Consider the following 19378-nt stretch of genomic DNA (forward strand, 5'->3'; position numbering starts at 1 on the left):
CGCCCCTCACCCCTCGTATCTACCTGCGTGACTTTGCTGAAGTTGTGGATGGTACAGAAGACCAGCGCGTGTTTGTGAACCTCAATAAACAGCCAGCAGTGAAGTTGAGTATTCAAAAGCAACCTGACGCTAATACGATTACAGTTGTAGATGGAGTTAAGCAACGCATTGAAGAACTAAGAAGATCGGGTGTGATTCCAGCAGATATGGTGTTGACTGCGACTTTAGATGAATCGCAGTTTATTCGCAACTCAATTACTAATGTTGCTACTGCTGGTTTAATTGGTGCTGGACTCGCTGCGATCGCAGTTCTGTTATTCCTTGGTTCACTGCGGCAAACCATTATTATTGTCTGTGCAATTCCCTTAGCAACACTAGCGGCAATTATTTTAATGGGAGTGTTTGGGTTATCCCTCAACGTATTTAGTTTAGGGGGACTTGCTTTAGGGGTAGGTATCGTTGTTGATAACTCGATTGTCATGCTGGAAAATATTGCCGAAGGCGCGGGGATGACTCCTGGCAAAGATGCCAGAACGCGGATGAATTCACAACAACTACTTTCGCAGTCAGTTCGTAGTAGTCAAGAAGTTGAATCAGCTTTAGTCGCGTCAACAAGTACGAACTTAGTCGCTGTCTTGCCGTTTCTGCTGATTGGTGGTTTTTTCTCACTGCTATTTAGTGAATTAATTTTAACCATCAGCTTTGCAGTAGCTGCATCAATTTTGATTGCGCTCACTTTTGTGCCAATGGTGACATCACGACTACTCGCAATTCGGTGGTCAAGTAAAATTGGTAGATTGTGGATATTACAAGAGTTTAATCGCCGATTTGATGCAGCGACTCAAGCGTATAGCAATTTTTTGACGAAGCTTTTACGGTATCGCTTAGTTGTTATTGCGATCGCATTTCTGGTTTTAGGTGGTGGCAGTTTATTTCTTATGGGGCAAATCTCACAAGAAATTCTTCCTCGGATTAGTACTGGACAAGCAACTTTATTTGCACAATTTCCCCCTGGAACTGTTGTTGAAAATAACCGCAAAGTAATGGATGCTGTCGATGACATTCTCTTAGAACAACCCGAAACTGAATATGTTTTCTCGACGGCAGGTGGCTTTCTGTTTGGCAGCAATACGACCGAAAATCCGTTACGGAGTTCGAGTACGATTACTTTAAAATCTGGTAGCAATGTAGAAGCTTTTGTCGATCGAGTTAATCAAGAATTTAATCGACTTAACTTGGCTGGTATTCGTTTACGCTTAAGTCCTGGGCAAGTACGCGGCTTAATTTTGAGTAATTCTCCGGTGCGCGGCGCAGAAATTGATGTTATTTTGCAAGGTGACAACGAACAAAACCTCCGCCAAGCAGGACAACAAATTCTCCAAGCTTTAGATCAGCAAACGACATTAGCAACTTTCCGCCCTGATGCTGACTCTAGACAGCCTGAACTTCAGATTGTCCCTGATTGGGAACGCGTGGCAAGTTTTGGTTTGACAACGCAAGATATTGGTCAAACAATTCAAACTGCGGTTGAAGGATCAGTGCCGACACAATTACAGCGTGGCGATCGCCTAGTAGATGTGCGAGTGCAACTGAATCAAGCCGATATTCAAAACCAATCACAGTTAGCGCGTTTGCCAATTTTTGTCAATAGCAATCGCCAAATTCGCTTGTTTGATGTTGCGAGTATTCGTGAAGGTCAAGCACCTGGGGAGATTCAACGTATCAATCAACGCCAAGTTTTTATTATCGCGGGTAACTTAAGTGAAGGTGCAAGTTTAGGAGATGCTTTAGCAGAAGTTGATACAGTGCTAGAAAACATTGATCTACCAGAGGGCGTAAGTATTTTACCAAGTTCTGTAGAAGAAACAAATCAAGAACTACAGCGATCGCTGCAAATTTTAGGCGGATTGGCGGCGTTTCTAGTTTTTGTTGTCATGGCAGTACAATACAACTCCTTAATCGATCCTCTAGTGATTATGTTCACTGTTCCTTTAGCACTTGCTGGCGGAATTTTTGGACTTTACATCACCGGAACTGCAATCGGCGCTACCGTGCTTGTGGGTGCAGTGCTACTCGTGGGAATTGTCGTAAATAATGCCATCATTATGGTGGAACTTGCCAATCAAATTCGCGATCGAGAAGAAATTGATCGTAAAAGTGCTATTCTCAGAGCCGCACCACAACGCCTGCGTCCAATTTTGATGACGACAATTACGACAGTATTAGGGATGTTTCCACTGGCTTTAGGAATTGGTGAAGGTTCAGAATTTCTACAGCCGTTGGGAGTTGTTGTTTTTTCTGGTTTGTCTTTGGCAACGCTATTAACGCTGTTCATTATTCCTTGCTTTTATGTCATGCTGCACGAAATTAGACTCCAAAAATTAGCAGACAAGCTGAGTAAAAAATTTTCATGAGGATTTAGACTGACGCGCTGCCACAATAGCTGGTTTATCAAGTAATGAAATCAGTGTTTGTAAATCTGGACAAACGCGCTGAGTGAAATTCCTTTCTTGCACTACAGCATCAAATGTTTTTCCTTGAAATAGCATTTGGTAAGTAATTTCTTCAACTTCTTGCCAAGTCACATCGCTACCAACATAAGCTTTAGCTACTGCAAACACTAAGTCTTGGTAATCATTTCCTTCCGCTTTAGTCATCATATTGTGCGGAATATCAAAAACTTTATCAAAAGAGTAGTACCAGCATTTAGGTTGTAGCTTCACAAGTGACTCGTACAAATCTTGGTTTTCGTTATCATCAACAGCGCGATCTCTTTCACTAGAGATGACAAAACAGGGTGCTGCAGCAATGCTGTTTTTTGCGCGTTCAAGGAGATCTTGCCCCATGTCCATAAACACGCGCAATGCAGGCATCACAAAGCCATCATAGCCGTAACTAATCGCGCCCTCTTCAGTACGCCATTGAAAATAGATCGGCATAATCTTAACGATGAAGTCAACAAGAAGATTGCTGTTACTTAAATACGGTGCGAATAGTAACGCCCGATGAATTGATTCAGGACATTCTAAGGCTAACCAAGCAGCTAGAGTACTTCCGCCTGACAGTCCTCCGATAACGACTTGTTTGCCTAATGCTTGCACTTGTTCTAGCCAATACAAACCAAATCTTTGATAGATGTGTTGTTCTTCTGGTAGGGGAGGCGGATTGTCACTATCCCAATTTCCGGCAAGTCCGTGTCCTGGCAATAAAGGAACCACGACATTATAACCAGCTTGAAAGAAAGCTTCTGCGATTGGAAAAAACTGTTCAGGAGTTGCAGTAAATCCATGAAAGAACAAACATACTTTGTCAGTACGTTGTGCTTGTAATAAAAACCGCGATCGACAGTTGTCGTTCATTAAGGGTAATGCTTTTTCGCGTGTCCTAGTTTCTCTGACAAGCGCTGCGGTGATATTTGAGTAATCTGACATCTGCGATTAGAAAACCAATTTCCAGCATAACTTCACTTAGAATTTGTGCCAAGGAAGCGATCGCTAAGACACATTTAGATTTGGAACCTTGTCACATTAGTACAAACTTTTACATAACTCTGCACTAACTCATACAGAAAAACCTTTATCTTAACGCACTTTTGCAATACGGTTGACGAAGACGATGATACAATAATTTAAAGCTGGGTAAAACAGAAACTTACGTTTTGCAGTTTCAGCAAGTCCGCTACCAGCAACACCTCTGAATAAATAGTAAGAGTCAGGTATTAAGTTATCAATAGTGCTTTTGTGCACATATAAATGGACGTCAGTTGTGTCAGCAAAGAACACATGGCGTTTTCCAGACTAGAGCATTATTCAGCGCATTTTTGAATATCATAGGTACAAGTAATTTATGTTGAAATTTGTTGGAGTAGTATTAGGAGCCGCTTTTGTACTGCCTTTCCATCCATTAGTACGAGCAGATGACACCCAGTATCCAATACCATTTCAAAATTATCTCAGCCAACTAGCCAGAGAGTCTGATTGGATTCGAGAAGAACCAGGAAACAAGCATTATCATTTCATCTCCTCTGCTCCCACCGGCAGACTCATAGCTCTATCCAATACAACCTGTAGAGACTTCAGACTAGGAAGAACCTATCAAACCATTAAAGCAGGTGTGATAGCTAGTAGTAATTCAATGTTTCCTGCAGATGTAATCGCTAAATTAGGTACAGAAGGCGTTGGGCGATTTGCTGATGTGGCAATTAAATCTGCTGTTAATAACAATTGCTCTCAATTTAGTAGCAGCTTACCTCAGTTGAATTATGTTTTACCACAAGAGTAAAGTGAAACAACTTTATACAGCATAAAATTATTAAATCATAATGCAATGTGCAACTAAGTTTTCGCTAGGAAAGTCTTACCAGATAAAGCTAGAAATACAATATTTCTAAGTTTGGTGGGACTGCTATTTTCTATTGGTGAGTTGATCGTTGCTGTTTTTTGCTGTGCAGACAATGTCTAGCACAAATCAATTAAGGACAACCGCTTCGAGTCAAGTGAGGTAACTCACTGATCTTATTCTGACTCTAGGCTGTTAGCAGCTGAACACAATTTCACCTGATCTCAGATTGAGCAGTTTTCATGTTTAGATGTGTTTGCAACTCTAACTATTCGTAATATTTAGCAGCGCCAATACGCAGATATTGAGAATTGTAATTGCTATTTTTAAGTAAGGTTGGAGTTGGGCGATCGCTGCAATATTATTGATTGCTTAAAGATACATATAAAGCACTTTTGTTATTCTCAAATTAATGTATATACTTTGACACATAAAAATCACGTATGTTTTTTGCTATGACTTTTTCATGTATAGACTAACGAATTTCTAATATTTTAAAGAATTTGTGAGATCTTTTTACATAAGCGTTTGGTTGACAAAAATACAGTTTTGTTAACGATATTCTAGTGCAAGTTTATCTTTATGCAGTGGAATTAGATTGTCATTGAACTAACACCATTTAACAACCATTAATAAAACAAGTTTGCAAAACAAGCTTCCTATTGTTTTGTACATATGTAGACTCTTTACGCGACTTTAATCAATATTCTGTGTAGCAAAGAGTCTTAATCATCAAATTCTGCCAAACTCAGACATAACTTCTACATATCTTTGGCATCACTGTGATACCAGATCCGTCATCGTAGATAAAGCAGGGTTAACAAAATTTCATAAGCAAATCTACTTATGAAATTCGCAGGCTGTGAAGTCTGTTGAGAAAACACCAAGAGGAATAATGAAAATAACAAGGCGAGAAGCACTAAAATTAGGAGCGCTTGCGGGAGGATCTTTGCTGCTTCCAGCAGGTTGGGAACGCATAGGCTATGCTCAGACTGTTCCAAACAAATTTACACTACCCTTTCGTAGACCACCGGTGCTTCAACCGGTGCGAAGTGATGCGCAGACTGACTATTACGAAATTACTATGCGTAAGGCTCAGGTTGAAATATTGCCTGGCAAATTAAGCGAAATTTGGAGTTATAACGGAATTACACCTGGACCAACAATTATTCAGCGTGTAGGGCGACAATCCGTTGTTCGCTTTATCAATAATACTTTAGGTAGACCAACCTCTACGCATTTACATGGCATGGCGTCCTTACCACAATATGACGGCTATGCAGAAGATCTCATCTTTCCAGGGTATTACAAAGATTACTATTATCCCAATAACCGTGCCGCCACCATCTGGTATCACGACCACGCCATTCACCACACTGCCCGTAATGTTTACATGGGGCTAGCGGGAATGTATATTGTGCAAGATCAAACTGAACTTGATTTACCCCTACCCAAAGGGGAGTACGATGTGCCATTAATTATCCAGGATAAGCAATTTGCCACAAATGGCAAATTAATTTTTGATGACCAAGGGGAAAAAAGTCAGTTTGGTGACGTTATTGTAGTCAATGGTATACCTTGGCCGCGGATGGAAGTAGCAAGACGCAAGTATCGCTTCCGTGCCTTGAATGGCTCTATTTCTCGTTCTTATCAGCTATCACTCAGCACAGGCGACCCTTTAATCGTCATCGGTACCGATGCGGGACTCAAGCCAGCACCTGTAGCGGTACAAAGTTTCCGTTTTGGTATGGCAGAACGATACGAGTTTGTTATTGACTTTTCTAAGTATCCTATTGGTACACAGATCGTCTTGAAAAACACAAGCCCGAAAAATAATGAAGATTATTCTGGTAGAACAAATGCGATCATGCGTTTTGACGTCGTACGAGATGCGACTGATGACAGTTCAATACCCAGTCAGTTGCGTACTTTTACTCCCTTGCTAGCTTCTCAAGCTGTCCGCACCAGAGAATTTAGATACGAACGTACCAATGGTTTGTGGGTAACTAATGGTAAAGTCTGGGATGCTAATCGAGTTGATGCTGCTCCCCAGTTTGGAGATATCGAAATTTGGCGTTTGTATAACAATTCAGGTGGTTGGTTCCATCCCATACATCTGCACCTAATTGACTGTCAAATTCTTGACCGTAATGGTAAAGCCCCATTTCCATATGAAGTTGGTTGGAAGGATGTTTTCTATGTTGGGGAGAATGAATCAGTTAGGGTAATTGGTAAATTTGGTCCCAATACAGGCAAATACATGCAACACTGCCATAACACAGTTCATGAAGATCATGACATGATGAATCAGTTTGAAGTATTGCAAAATTCACTGGCTTCACAAAGCGGGAATATCGGTCAAGATCCTATTGCTGCAGCACGACCAAAACAACTTCCTGCACCTCCCTTGTAGCAAGTGTTGCTCAAAGATAAGATTTTTACAATGTTGAAAGCTGATTAGATAAATTGGCAGATGTTAGAAGTAGAGTAAGCAAACACCAACGCTTCATTACACAGGATTGCTTACTGTCCTGTACTAATACTGAGATTTATAATCTTTAGTGGTGAACTGAGACCTATGCGATCGCAATTATAAAGTTACATCTTTGTTTATTGAGTAATGGGTCATGAAAGAAATAACCGCAAAGCTAATGGCTAATAGTTATCAGCTTTAATTTACTTTCATTTTTACCCATTTACTTAACTATGACATTCACGTATCAATAATTGTTCCTGACTTAGAAAACTTCAATTTACAAATTACAAGTATGTACTTCTTTTCTAAAGCAATAATTGCCTTGGGAGTAATTCTGTTTGCGGGTATGGATGTTGTTATTACTGCTAATTTTGCAGTGGCGTCGCCTGACCATCAATACCATTCATCGCCAATGATTCCTACGGAAGTAAGAACATTGACTTCTAAAGAAATCAGTGCTGAACACTTTGTAAATCAAGGATTAGAAAAAATACACCAACAAAACTATCAAGAAGCTACTCAAGCTTTTTCTCAAGCATTACAATTGAATTCCAATCATGACATGGCATATCTTTATCGAGGTGATGCGCGTTATCAAATAGGGGATTATCAAGGAGCAATTCAAGACTACACTCTAGCTTTGCAAGGCAACCCAAATTTTGCTCATATCTACAATAGTCGAGGAGACGCGCGAGTTGCTTTAGGCGATCGTCAAGGAGCGATCGCCGATTATACGCAAGCCATCAAACTTTATCCTGAAGATGGTTTCGGTTACAGCGATCGAGGTGGTGTTTATTTACAGCTAGGTAACACGCAAAAAGCAATGGAGGACTTGAACAAAGCAATTCAAATCAACCCTGGTCGTGCTGAAGCATATTTCAATCGTGCCCAGGTTTATGTTAAGCTCAAAAGCCGTCAAGCTGCAATAAAAGATTATCAAACGGCAATTCAACTCTATACCGAACAGGGCAATATTTTAGGCTGTCTTAAGGTAGTAAGTATGATGAGACAGTACTGAAAAGCAGGTAAGTTAAATTAACTTAATGCAAATAGTAAAACTAACTGTTAACTTATTTGGCATGTAACACTTGAGTTAGCAGTTAGTACAGTTCTTATATTAGTTTTTGTTCGATTTATATACTAAATTGTTCCTCATATTAATTCACAAGTATAAAAAAATAATATTTTATTCTCCGTAGAGTTCGCGATCAAACTTGTTTATTCTTACGGGATTGTAAACGTTGTTTATGGAGCGTGATGGAATAACTGCAGTATTTCTTAGTTTTGGCTCACACAGATTATTCAGATTTAAAAATCCCCCACTTGCTGTACGCATATAACACAAAGGAGTATCGAACTCAAAAACATCTATTTGCTTTTTGGTTATGAATGAAGGTTTTTTTTGATCTATGGGAAGAGCAAAAACAGCTCTTGGAAATGAAGTAAGTATTAATAATAATGTGAATACAATTTGCAGATATTTCACTTATATAAGCTAGTAATTATATTATATACTTCATTAAGTATACTACTTTTACCATTAAAATTGGTGGAGTGTAAAATTTATCAGACTCGTCAATAGTACAAAATAATCTAAGTGTTAAATAGCTAGATTTTTTAAAGTATGGAGTGAAAACTAAACTTTATCAAACTAGCTAGTGTTGGATAGTGAAGGCTCTACAATAAACTGATATGTTCATTTTACCCGATATAACTACTTTGAAAAGTAAAGATATAATCTCTTGACAGCAAATTTTGAGCTTATGCTAGTTTAGACTAAAAGACATTAAAGCTCTAAACATAGTTAAACTTAGTTGTTTCAATGAATTTCCTATTACACTTTTGGTACAAAACGTTTTGCTCTTGGCAGCGTCTTGTCGTGCTTTGTCTGGTACTTATATGTTGCCAATTTATGCTAGCTGTTCCATCAGCTTTTGCTGGTAGCAACGACGATCATTTTGAGGGCAACGTGTTTGTTTTATATGGTGGGAATGCTTCTTTGGTACCACCTAAGGTCAAGCTAGAAGAATCATTGAAACGCGATAGACCTACCTTACTCATCTTTTATGTAGACGACAGTAGTGATTGTAAACAGTATGCCACAGTCGTTACACGCTTACAAGCATTCTATGGTCGCGTTGTGGATTTTATTCCTGTGAGCGTGGACACCATTTTACCCAAAGAGAGCTACGCAACAACAGAAGCAGGGTATTACTATACAGGTAATGTTCCGCAACTTGTTGTATTTAACCAATTGGGTGAGGTTGTCTTAAATGAAACAGGACAAGTACCTTTTGAGAAAGTTGATGGCGTTTTTCGCGAACTATTCGATTTATTGCCGCGTTCCGAGTCGGTAGAGTTGAAAAGACGATCAATCAACGAATTTAGTTCTGAACTAGCTGAGTAACTATCGAGACAGAACTAATCTGGCGCTCAGCTTTTAAGATGCAACTAGACACGTATCCACTCGCTAGGGAAAATGGCATACTCTACCGCAGAGCTGATACAAATTTTAGCAAACGAGCGCCAGGCTTGCTTAAAGGGGGAGCGTCTCAAAATTGCAGCTACGGCTTCTGGTAATCCGATCGTAGATAGATTTATCAAAAGTGATGGCGTACAGAAGTTTGATGCTTATCAAGATTTTAAAGCAGCTGTTCATTGCTATCAGAAAGAATATGGTGTGTCGGGAATTGTTTGGCGTCAGCTAACACTCAAGGGGCAAAGTATTTCCTATCCTGAGGTAGACTCACAGTTAATTGCTCTACCTAAAGATTTAGAAATATTAAAATTTGCAAAAGAGAGTATTGTCAGTTTCTGGCATGAAGTCACTGTTGGAATGGATCTTTACAGAAGTGTCAATCATGGTAAAGATTATCGGTTAACTACATTGGAACAGGTAAACAAAATTGCTCAGCGCATGGAATGGGCTAATTTATGCAAGTGGGAGAAAGCAAACTTTCTTGAAATCCTGCTGCAACTAGGCTGGGGACAGCCAGAATCTGCTGCTTACAATCGGGAACTACCAATTGCAGGAAGCGAGTATATTCATGCAGTCAACCCTGGGAAACGCCCAATTTGTTAATTGAAATATTGTGTCATGCCTGCAACTGACACAGTAGCAAGGCAAACCATTGTTGAGAATCTGTCCAAACCTTAACCGTCGTCAAACCTTGCTGTGCCAGTATTTGTTGCAGAGTGTTGAGATTAAATTTACGAGAGATTTCAGTCAGGATCGTTTCTTCTGGGGCAAATTGGACAGTTGTATCTAGGGCGCTTAAGAAAACAGTTTGCGATCGCAGACTCCGCAAGTGCATCTCAATTTGATGCTGACTTTCGTTATAAAATGCCCAATGTTCAAATTGCTGTAAGTCGAAATCACCATCAAAGCGCTCATTTAAGTGTTGCAGCATATTCAAATTAAAGGCGGCGGTGACTCCTTGGCTATCATTATATGCTGCTTCAAGTAGATCCTTTGGCTTTTGTAAATCTACTCCTAATAAGAAATACTCTTTAGGAAGCAATGCACAAGTAATTTGCGAGAAAAACAGTTCGCATTCCTGTGGAGAAAGGTTTCCGAGTGTGCTACCAATAAAACAAATCATCCGACTTGGTAGTTCAGCAGCCATAAGTTTTTCAAGTGCTAGTTCGTAGGTGCTAACTAATGCATGAACTCGCAATGATGGATAATCAGTTAATAATTGTTGGGCACTGCTTTCTAAGATGCCAGCACTGACATCAATCGGTAAGTAGTGTAGAGGATAGCCAAGTTGATTGTAGGCGTCTAAGAGAATACGAGTTTTCGTCGAACTACCACTTCCAAGTTCTATCAGTTCACAAGCGCCGGTAATGCGGGCAATTTCTGTGGCACATTCTTGTAATATGGCTGTTTCAGTACGAGTCAGATAATATTCTGATAAATCACAAATTTGCTCGAATAATTGAGAACCTCGATCATCATAAAAGTATCGCGCAGGGAGGGATTTTGGTTTTTTGGTTAATCCTTGAATAACGTCATTACCATCGCTTGTGTTTGTTGGTGCAGTGGAGTTGATGAGATACTCGATCTGCAAGGGTTCGGCTGTAGATTGAAGAGATAGGTTGCTTGCAGCTTTGGATATAGACATTAAACCTCCGTTTGCCAAGGCGGGATAGACTGCATAGGCACAAAAAAAGCAGTATTGTCTAGTTTACTGCTGGGTGCGATTGCGATCGCCAAAGAACTAATAAGTCACCCTCAGAGAGTAAATCATAAAGCCATTACATATAAAATCACGCCTGAGCTAGATGTTTCAAGCTGACAGGGTCTAAACGTTAAATATTCCTCGATATACACACAAATGCCTAAATAAATTCTTGATATCGCCACTACAATAAAATACCAATGCGACTAGGTAAAAGGGATTTTTAATTTTGAATTTTCTTAACTCGTAACTCTTTCTATCACCCATCATCAGCCAGAACTACGACTTACTTTGCACAACGAAAACCTGCAAAAATTTGCCGAATATAAGGATGATACCAGTTACGAAAGCTACAGCGTAGTGCCCAAGGACGAGTTGCCCAGCTACCACCGCGCAAGACATAATGTTGCTCATCAAAGTAAACTTGGGAATAACCAATATACGGGTAATGAGTAAAACCTGAATAGCCTTGAAATAGTGATGCTGTCCACTCCCAAACATTCCCTAGCATATCGTAACAACCGTAGGTACTTTGCCCATTTGGGTAGCTATTTACAGACGTTGTTTGAGCGATCGCACAATCATGATTGCATTTACGAGGATCAAGCGCTGTATTTCCCCAAGGATAAGTGTAACGGCACTCATGCGTGGCATCCCAGCTTGCTGCTTTTTCCCATTCAGCTTCTGTCGGTAATCGCTTACCCACAAATTGAGCATAGGCTTGTGCTTCATACCAACTCACGCCAGATACTGGATGATCTGCAATTGCATTGTGCCAGTAAAGTGGTTGTGTCACTTGCGCTTGTTGTTGCCATTGCCAACCCGCATCTGACCACCATTCAGGATTTTGGTAGCCTCCAGCATTGATAAATTCTTGATACTGTCCACAAGTTGTAGGATAACGATCGATTGAGTAAGTATCTAGATACACTTTATGCACTAAGCGTTCATTATCCAATGCCTCAATCGAATCATCTCCCATTTCAAAATAACCCGCAGGAATCTCAATCATATCAGAGAGATGTTGCGTACTGGGTAAACATTGAATCGCTGCTGAATCTTGAACTTTTAGCAACTCCAACACAAAAGCAATTGTTTCACTATGCTGACTTTCATGCTGAATCAACCAACGCCAAAGACGTTCTTGCTGGTTAAGATCAGCTATCTCTAGATAGTCTAGAACTTGCGTGCGAATTGTATCAAGGTAAACTTGAATTTCTGCTAGTGTAGGTAATTTTTGGCGTTCTGCTTTAGGTATGCCATCAGCAATAAATAAATGACCAAACTTAGAAAACTGGCGCGGCTTTATGGCACTGTGTTTGAGTAGCCATAAAGCTTCTGTGTATGCAATATGACCTAAATGCCAACCAACGGGGCTAAATTCAGGGTGTGCTTGACGGCAGAATGTATCATAATTAATTCCTTTAAATAAAGTAAGCGTTCTTTGACGACATTGTTGCATTGCTTGCTTTAGCTGCTGTCGCTTTTGGTCAGTGCTGTTGAGATGAGCTAATGTATGAGACATTGAAAAAATATACAGTAAAATACTACGCGCTTATCAGAATTTGATGACACTAGACTTGAGTGATTTGAACATTCAAGTCTTGTCCTACGCTGAGAATACTTTGTTCTGCAACAGGATGCCAGTTACCAGCAAACAATGGTTCTGAAGCAATGACGATCGATTCTGGATATGTTGGATCGTCGCGCAGCCAATAGAGTGAGGGTGTTTGAGTATTAGTAGCAAACCGCGAAGCAACAAGCTGTTGTCCATCAGTGACGATCATATTGGCAGATGCTGTAGTATCGTACGACTTTACCAACTGATCTAATGCGAGTAAAGCATTGTGCATTGCTTTAGTTATTGTAGCTGTAGGGTTATTATGTAGTTCTTCAATAATTAAAGCGAAAAAGTGTTCGGAATCTGTACTGCCTTTGATTGACTTATAAGCATTATCACTTAGGCGATCGCGTAATGGTCTTGCTAATGTTTCTCTAAAACTTTCAATCCGACCATTATGAACGCACAATAATTGTTGATATTCAAAAGGTTGACAGTTACTTAAATCTACAGCTTGTCCAGATGTCGCACTACGCACCGCACCTAATATACATCTTGATTCTACGTAGCGTCCTAGACTCGAAAGATTCGTGTCGTTCCAGATTGGTAATATGTTTTTGTAAGTAAAAGGCGGAGCATCTTTTTGAGCATGATACCAACCAATCCCAAATCCGTCAGCGTTCAATAGCCCAGAGTTCATTTCACGCGGCTGATAACTTTGTACAACCAATGAGTGTTCTGGTTTAGTCAATATCCGATCTAGTAAAATCGGCGAACCTAAATAAGCAAGCAAACGGCACATGAGCGATCGCGTTGTAACAATACTTTACTATTGTACGGAAGCGATCGCAATACGTATGTGATATTTATCGAAAATAGGAAGCCAGCCACGAATGACTAGCCCCTTACTCTCATCTACTTAGCTCCCATTTCCACCACAGCACTACGCATAAAGTCAATGCGTTGTTCAAAATCGAGTTGCTTGATCGTGTCTACAAAATCTTTGGTTTCAGCAGGCAACTCATAATCGGATGGTACCTGAATTACTGTACCCTTATCCATCCCTTGAGCTAGGCGCAACCATAAATCAAGCTTACCACTCGAACTTAAAGAGCTATAAGCACGGCTGATGTCATTATTTGCCCGATTGGCAATATCACGCTGCGCTTGTAGTTGTTCTTCTTTTGACAAAGACTGAATTTGATTAAACAATGCTTCCGCAGTATCTTGGGCAGAAGTTTCATTGGCTGGTTGAAGTTGATCTTTAATATCTTTATAGCCAAACCACAATAAACCTAGTTGCGTATCTGCATCAAATTGTTGAAATTTTTGGACAGATTTTTTTGTCGTATCATCAGTAGCGTAAGTCATTATACCCTCAGATCTAAACAACCTTAATTTTTTGAGCCATAAAGCAGGTTTTATACCAGCTTCTAGAACCCGATTTAATAAACAAAAAAATATAATTTAACCCTTCTATAGATAGATATCAATCTCACTACTTATGGCAGAGGTAAGCATTAGTAAAGTTACCTATCATCCAACAACCTTAAAAATTGGTTGGTCGAGTTATATACCAAAGTAACGATATTTGGAACTGAGTAGATAACATTTATATTGCATAATTATTAACATTTTATTCAAAAATAGTCGCTCGTTTTTTAGAAACGTTAAATAATAAAAATTGAACTTCAATTTATAGGTAGATTTAGTAATCTGCTAACGACTCATTTTGAATAAATAGATGTACTTTTTATTATTTTGTGGAGAACTTGAGCTTTTCTGCCGCGTGTCTGTTACGGTAAATTAAGTAGGCTTGTTTTTCTCCAATGACTGATACGCCCCAACTGACTGTATTTGCAATTACCGTCGTCGGTATTGGTTTAACAATATTGGCTTTTTTCATCCGTGAGGGAGTCATTACCTCTAGCATTTATAAACAAGGAGTCAAACTATATCAAAACAAAAGTTATAGCGAAGCGGAAGTTGCTTTTCGTCAAGTCATTGCGCGTCACCCTAGTAATGACTTGGCACGGTTATTACTAGGAGATACTTTACTACGACAAGATCGAGTAGGAGAGGCGATCGCAACTTGGCAAGAATTAACAATCCGCGCACCGAAAAATGTTGACGCTCATTTACGCTTAGGAATGGCATTGCTAAAACACAATCAGTTAGAAGCGATCGCCTCTCTCGAAACTGCCAAAAACTTATTTCAATCTCAACGCAATCCACAAAAAGCTGAAACTGTTGCCCAACTTCTCCAAGAAATTAATCAGCAGCAAAGTTTAACCTAATCGAACGAATGCTAATTGCTAATCGTTAATAATAAATCATGACTATCAACGGCAAAGTCTATCTTGTAGGTGCAGGGTTAGGCAATGTAGCCTATCTTACGGTGAGAGCGCTACAGATACTAGGGCAAGCTGAAGTTTTGATTTATGATGCACTCGTTGATGAGCAACTATTACAGTTAGTACCGCAAAGCTGTTTGAAACTTGATGTCGGAAAGCGCGGAGGAAAACCCAGCACACCGCAAGCAGAAATTAACCAGCTGTTAGTAGCATATTGCCAGTTAGGAAAACAAGTAGTTCGATTAAAATCTGGCGATCCATTCATTTTTGGGCGTTCTGCGGCAGAAATTGATGCTTTACTTGCTGTTCACTGTCCATTTGAAGTTGTGCCAGGAATTTCCTCAGCTTTAGCCGCACCCTTAGTCGTAGGAATACCTTTAACAGATCCCATATTAAGTCGCTGTTTTGCAGTTTTTACCGCCCACGAACCAGAAAAACTTGATTGGGAAGCGCTAGCACGGTTAGAAACACTCGCGATTTTGATGGGAGGAAAACAATTATCAACAATTGTACAGCAGTTGTTACACTACGGGCGATCGCCGCACACTCCAATAGCAGTCATTAAGTGGGCTGGAACTCAAAAACAACAAATCTGGGTGAGTGATTTAGCAAACATTCAAACGGTGACAGCAGGTGTTTCGCTTTCACCAGTCGTTATCATTATTGGTGAAGTTGTCATGCTTACAGAACGGTTAAATGCAAAGATAGAGATTGAATTTTCTCCTCTTGATATGCTACCTGACCAACCTCTGCACGGTAAAACAATTCTGATCACGCGATCAGCTGGGCAACTGAGTGAATTTGGCGATCGCCTCGCGACAGCAGGTGCCAATGTTCTTGAAATGCCTGCATTAGAAATTGGTCCGCCTACAAGTTGGGAAGACTTAGATCGGGCGATCGCACATCTGGGTGATTTCGATTGGTTAATTCTCACTTCCACCAACGGCGTAGATCACTTTTTTACAAGATTGGCAACACAAGGTAAAGATGCGCGGGCTTTAGCTGGAGTCAAAATTGCTGTAGTAGGTGAAAAAACTGCCCATAGCCTTGAAGAACACGGTTTACAGCCAGATTTTATTCCACCTAACTTTATTGCCGATGCTTTAATAGAACACTTTCCCGAAGCTTTACTAGGAAAAAAAGTGCTGTTTCCCAGAGTAGAAACGGGAGGAAGAGAAGTCTTAGTCAAAGAGTTTACGGCTAGAGGTGCAGAAGTTGTTGAAGTTGCTGCGTATGAGTCGCATTGTCCGCAAACCATTTCTCCAGATGCTTTAACAGCTTTACAACAGCAAGTAGTCGATGTCATTACATTTGCGAGTTCCAAAACTGTCAAAAATTTTTGTCAACTTTTAGCAAGTCATGGTGGCGCTAATTTAGACTCTGTTCGTATTGCATCAATTGGTCCTCTCACTTCTAAAGCCTGTCAACAACAATTTGGACGAGTTGATATTGAAGCTGAAGAATATACTTTAGAGGGACTTACACAAGCAATTGTGCAGTGGGCACAGCACAAATGATAAGTCAAAGCCGCATTATTGGTTTAACAGGTGGAATTGCAACAGGAAAATCGACCGTTACACATTATCTAGCAACTCACCATCACCTCCCAATCTTCGATGCAGATATTTATGCTAGAGACGCTGTCGAAACGGGTTCTCCTGTATATCAAGCGATCGCACAGCGTTATGGTGCAGATCTTTTCCTAGAAGATGGTACGCTGAACCGAAAAAAGCTAGGAGAAATTATTTTTAACAATGTAGAGGAACGAACTTGGGTAGAACAACAAATTCATCCTTATGTGCGCGATCGCTTTGCTGAGGCAATTCAAAAACCGTATCCAACAATCGTCTGCGTTATTCCGTTATTATTTGAAGCAGGCATAACTAATTTAGTGACAGAAATTTGGGTTGTGATTTGTTCCCCACAACAACAACTTGAAAGATTGATGCAACGCAATCAACTAACACGCGAACAAGCCCTAGCCCGTATCAACAGTCAAATGTCGCTAGCAGAAAAAGCATCCCGCGCAGATGTTGTTTTAGATAACTCTTCTACATTAGAGACATTACTGCAACAAGTTGATGCAGCGTTATAAAAGATTGGGTTCGCCCAATTCACGTAAACTTGCTACTAGTCGTTCAGATCTTTGACGTTCAGTTTCGGCGTAGTGGCGTTTAGCTTCTTTGGGTAATAGACACTTGGTATTAGCCTCTACACTGCTTCACCACCAACAACGACATCGCGAATTCGCAGACTAGGACCACCACAACCTACAGGTAAACCATTTTGTCCGCCTTTACCACAACCGCCAGATTCATCCCAATAGAAATCATCGCCGATCGCTTCAATATCTGCCAAAGTTTGAAACACATTACCTGATAACGTCACATCGCGCACAGGTTCGGCAATTTGTCCGTTGCGAATCATCCATGCTTCACCCGCACTAAATGTAAACATTTCGCCGTTTGTCATTCCCCCTAACCAGTTACGCGCATAGACTCCTTCTTTAATCCCAGTAAACAAATTTGCTACAGGGGTTTTTCCTGGTTCAATCCAGGTATTTGTCATGCGGACAATCGGGGCATAGTGGTAATTGAGACACCGCGCATTACCTGTTGCTGTTTCATCCAATTTGCCAGCAGTTTCGCGAGAGTGCAAGCGTCCGACTAATATACCGTCTTCGATCAGTTGCGTCGTTGTTGCAGGCGTACCTTCATCATCATAGAAATAACTGCCACGATGTCCTGCAGGTGCAGCACCATCAAATATTTGCAGTTCTTCAGGTCCAAATCTGCGTCCAAGACTCATCGCTTCTAGCAAATCAGGATTTTCGTAAGCCATGTCTGCTTCTGAAAGATGACCAAAGGCTTCGTGGACAAATAAACCACTTAAAATAGGGTCGATAACGACAGTATAAATGTTACCTTTAACTGGTGGTAAGGATAAAGCTGCGATCGCCCGTTGCGCCGCCCCAGTAACTTGTTCATCTAAGCTTGTAAGATCTTCATAAGCTTTGCGCGAACCTGTTGTTTCTCTTCCGGTTTGTACTGTGTCGCCGTTTCTTGCAGTAGCGGCAAAGCGCATTTCCATATCTACCCAAGCTTGTTCGATCAAAGTCCCTTCGGAACTTGCGAGGATGATTCGCTGGGCACTATCGCTGTAACGTACTGAAGTTGTTGTGATGCGCGAGTCTACACTTTTAAGGATATTGCTGTAGCGATCGCATAATACTTTTTTCGTTGCTAAAGAAATCAAGCGCGGATCAGTCCCACTCAATGGCACAAAACAGCTATCTTGCACGGGTTCTACTTCTGCTAGCCGCGTTTCTTCATCACCGACAATCCGTGCTGCTAAAACGGCTTCCTCAATTCTTTCGCTAATCGTTTCTAACTGGTTAAAGCTACTTAAACCCCAACCACCTTTGTAGCAAGCCCGCACTTGTCCGCCAATCGAAATTCCTTCACTGAGCGTTTCTACCTTATCACCACGCAGTAAAATATCTGTTCCTTCTGATTCCTCAAGGCGAATCATTAGATAATCAACACGGGGTGCATACCGCGCAATCAACTCGGTTAATAAATTTTGAGCATCAGCTAGTGGTGAGGGCATACTATGCAGCTTTTGACGAACTGCTTCTATTGTGCAATTAATTCGGGCAGTTAGCGCTATTTGTACATAGTAATTCTGTTTAATTTATAAGATTTTTTAAGAAATGAGCCACTAAAGTACAAAGGAAGTCATAGCAAGAGCTTTTCAAGAATGATTTAAAATTACTTTGTTTATCTATTATTTTTACTATGATAAATTCATTATTAGGCTCTTGATTTCTTTTTTAATTACTTAGATTTTACTTTTCATTAGAGATTATATGCTTTTATAAAAAAGGTAACATAAAAGCATTAATTTAAAGAATCTAGTCAATTAGGAAAACATCTTAAATTCATTAAAAATAAACAAGCTTATAAAGTTTTTAAGCAAACTTCTTTGCTTCAGTAAAAGCACTGAGGTTAATTTAGTTTTTAGGTATTTATTATGTAGTAAAAATATTTTCTTTGAAAATGAAGAAATATTTAATTTTACTAGGATTAGGAGTAATTTCGTTAAGTGTTACGACTCCATCAAAAGCTCAAGCTTGCCGTAGCTATGTTATTGAAGATGGTTATGTAAATGTCCGCACAGGTCCTAGCACACAACATTCTATTATAGGACGTGCTTACGAAGGTAGCGACGTTAATGTTGTAGGTAAATCAGGGGGTTGGCTGAGAATTACTTATCCCCACAATGGTTGGGTAAGTGGAAATATGATTGGGACAGATTGTAGTAGCAGATTGCCTATTAATAACCTGAGTTCGGGTTAAGCAGATGGAGGTAAAGCCCATTCTAAGTGAAGGGAGGGCTTTTTGGGCTGATGACAATAAGCAATCAAACCACAGAGGACATTAACACCAAAATTGACGGGACTACGATG

16 protein-coding genes and 1 pseudogene are annotated in these 19378 nt (G+C 40.2%); 10 read left to right on the top strand and 7 right to left on the bottom strand.

Translation table 11 applies throughout. The features are described 5' to 3' along the window. Positions 1–2414 (top strand): efflux RND transporter permease subunit (locus IQ230_RS23700; RefSeq protein WP_193934683.1); only part of this gene is annotated, 2414 nt, incomplete at its 5' end. Here IQ230_RS23700 and IQ230_RS23705 read toward each other — a convergent pair. Next, positions 2409–3431, bottom strand: a complete 1023-nt coding sequence (locus tag IQ230_RS23705) for an alpha/beta hydrolase (RefSeq protein ID WP_193934684.1) — start codon at positions 3429–3431, stop codon at positions 2409–2411. The two genes, IQ230_RS23700 and IQ230_RS23705, sit on opposite strands and share 6 nt — an antisense overlap. A gap of 415 nt (positions 3432–3846) precedes the next feature. On the opposite strand from IQ230_RS23705, the gene IQ230_RS23710 reads away from it, so the two are divergent. The 5 genes from IQ230_RS23710 to IQ230_RS23730 all read left to right on the top strand — a co-directional run bounded on the left by IQ230_RS23710 (position 3847) and on the right by IQ230_RS23730 (position 9896). Next, positions 3847–4281 (top strand): hypothetical protein, encoded by a 435-nt coding sequence (locus IQ230_RS23710; protein ID WP_193934685.1) that lies wholly within the window; start codon positions 3847–3849, stop codon positions 4279–4281. A gap of 952 nt (positions 4282–5233) precedes the next feature. Then, entirely contained in the window at positions 5234–6751 is a 1518-nt protein-coding gene (locus tag IQ230_RS23715; protein WP_193934686.1) for a multicopper oxidase family protein, read from the top strand. A 355-nt stretch (positions 6752–7106) separates the two neighbouring features. Continuing rightward, positions 7107–7832, top strand: coding sequence for a tetratricopeptide repeat protein (locus IQ230_RS23720; protein WP_193934687.1), 726 nt, complete (start codon positions 7107–7109; stop codon positions 7830–7832). An 804-nt stretch (positions 7833–8636) separates the two neighbouring features. Then, positions 8637–9221 (top strand): thylakoid membrane photosystem I accumulation factor, encoded by a 585-nt coding sequence (locus IQ230_RS23725; protein ID WP_193934688.1) that lies wholly within the window; start codon positions 8637–8639, stop codon positions 9219–9221. Positions 9222–9293: 72 nt separating this feature from the next. Continuing rightward, the gene (locus tag IQ230_RS23730; protein ID WP_193934689.1) at positions 9294–9896 is read left to right on the top strand and encodes a hypothetical protein; all 603 of its coding nucleotides are present in this window, start codon (positions 9294–9296) and stop codon (positions 9894–9896) included. Positions 9897–9909: 13 nt separating this feature from the next. Here IQ230_RS23730 and egtD read toward each other — a convergent pair whose 3' ends face one another. From egtD to IQ230_RS23750, 4 genes are all read right to left on the bottom strand, one after another. Beyond that, positions 9910–10938, bottom strand: a complete 1029-nt coding sequence (gene egtD / locus IQ230_RS23735; RefSeq protein ID WP_193934690.1) for an L-histidine N(alpha)-methyltransferase — start codon at positions 10936–10938, stop codon at positions 9910–9912. 343 nt (positions 10939–11281) lie between these two features. After that, positions 11282–12520, bottom strand: a complete 1239-nt coding sequence (locus tag IQ230_RS23740; RefSeq protein ID WP_193934691.1) for an SUMF1/EgtB/PvdO family nonheme iron enzyme — start codon at positions 12518–12520, stop codon at positions 11282–11284. Between the two features lie 49 nt (positions 12521–12569). Beyond that, on the bottom strand, positions 12570–13358 hold the full coding sequence (egtC, locus tag IQ230_RS23745) for an ergothioneine biosynthesis protein EgtC (RefSeq protein ID WP_193934692.1): 789 nt from the start codon (positions 13356–13358) through the stop codon (positions 12570–12572). A gap of 113 nt (positions 13359–13471) precedes the next feature. Further along, the gene (locus IQ230_RS23750) at positions 13472–13927 is read right to left on the bottom strand and encodes an orange carotenoid protein N-terminal domain-containing protein (protein WP_193934693.1); all 456 of its coding nucleotides are present in this window, start codon (positions 13925–13927) and stop codon (positions 13472–13474) included. 458 nt (positions 13928–14385) lie between these two features. Between IQ230_RS23750 and IQ230_RS23755 the strand changes: the two genes are divergently transcribed. Genes IQ230_RS23755 through coaE form a run of 3 tightly spaced genes read left to right on the top strand, consistent with a single transcriptional unit; the run spans position 14386 to position 17005 of the window. Then, positions 14386–14853 carry a tetratricopeptide repeat protein gene (locus IQ230_RS23755; RefSeq protein ID WP_193934694.1) on the top strand — a complete coding sequence of 156 codons (468 nt, stop codon included), beginning with the start codon at positions 14386–14388 and terminating at the stop codon, positions 14851–14853. Between the two features lie 38 nt (positions 14854–14891). Then, positions 14892–16427 carry a uroporphyrinogen-III C-methyltransferase gene (cobA, locus tag IQ230_RS23760; RefSeq protein WP_193934695.1) on the top strand — a complete coding sequence of 512 codons (1536 nt, stop codon included), beginning with the start codon at positions 14892–14894 and terminating at the stop codon, positions 16425–16427. Continuing rightward, positions 16424–17005, top strand: a complete 582-nt coding sequence (gene coaE / locus IQ230_RS23765) for a dephospho-CoA kinase (protein WP_193934696.1) — start codon at positions 16424–16426, stop codon at positions 17003–17005. The genes cobA and coaE overlap by 4 nt, the downstream gene beginning before the upstream one ends. 116 nt (positions 17006–17121) lie before the next feature. On the opposite strand, the gene IQ230_RS23770 is transcribed toward coaE, so the two are convergent. Next, a complete protein-coding gene (locus tag IQ230_RS23770) occupies positions 17122–18519 on the bottom strand; it encodes a TldD/PmbA family protein (protein WP_193934697.1) in 1398 nt (465 codons plus the stop codon). Between the two features lie 449 nt (positions 18520–18968). On the opposite strand from IQ230_RS23770, the gene IQ230_RS23775 reads away from it, so the two are divergent. Further along, a complete protein-coding gene (locus IQ230_RS23775; protein WP_193934698.1) occupies positions 18969–19268 on the top strand; it encodes an SH3 domain-containing protein in 300 nt (99 codons plus the stop codon). Here the strand turns inward: IQ230_RS23775 and IQ230_RS27075 are convergent. Further along, positions 19265–19378, bottom strand: a pseudogene (locus tag IQ230_RS27075) (IS982 family transposase); the annotation flags it as partial. The gene IQ230_RS23775 and the pseudogene IQ230_RS27075 sit on opposite strands and share 4 nt — an antisense overlap.

Origin of the sequence: Gloeocapsopsis crepidinum LEGE 06123 (genome assembly GCF_015207655.1) — a bacterium.
Classification (GTDB): Bacteria; Cyanobacteriota; Cyanobacteriia; order Cyanobacteriales; family Chroococcidiopsidaceae; genus Gloeocapsopsis; species Gloeocapsopsis crepidinum.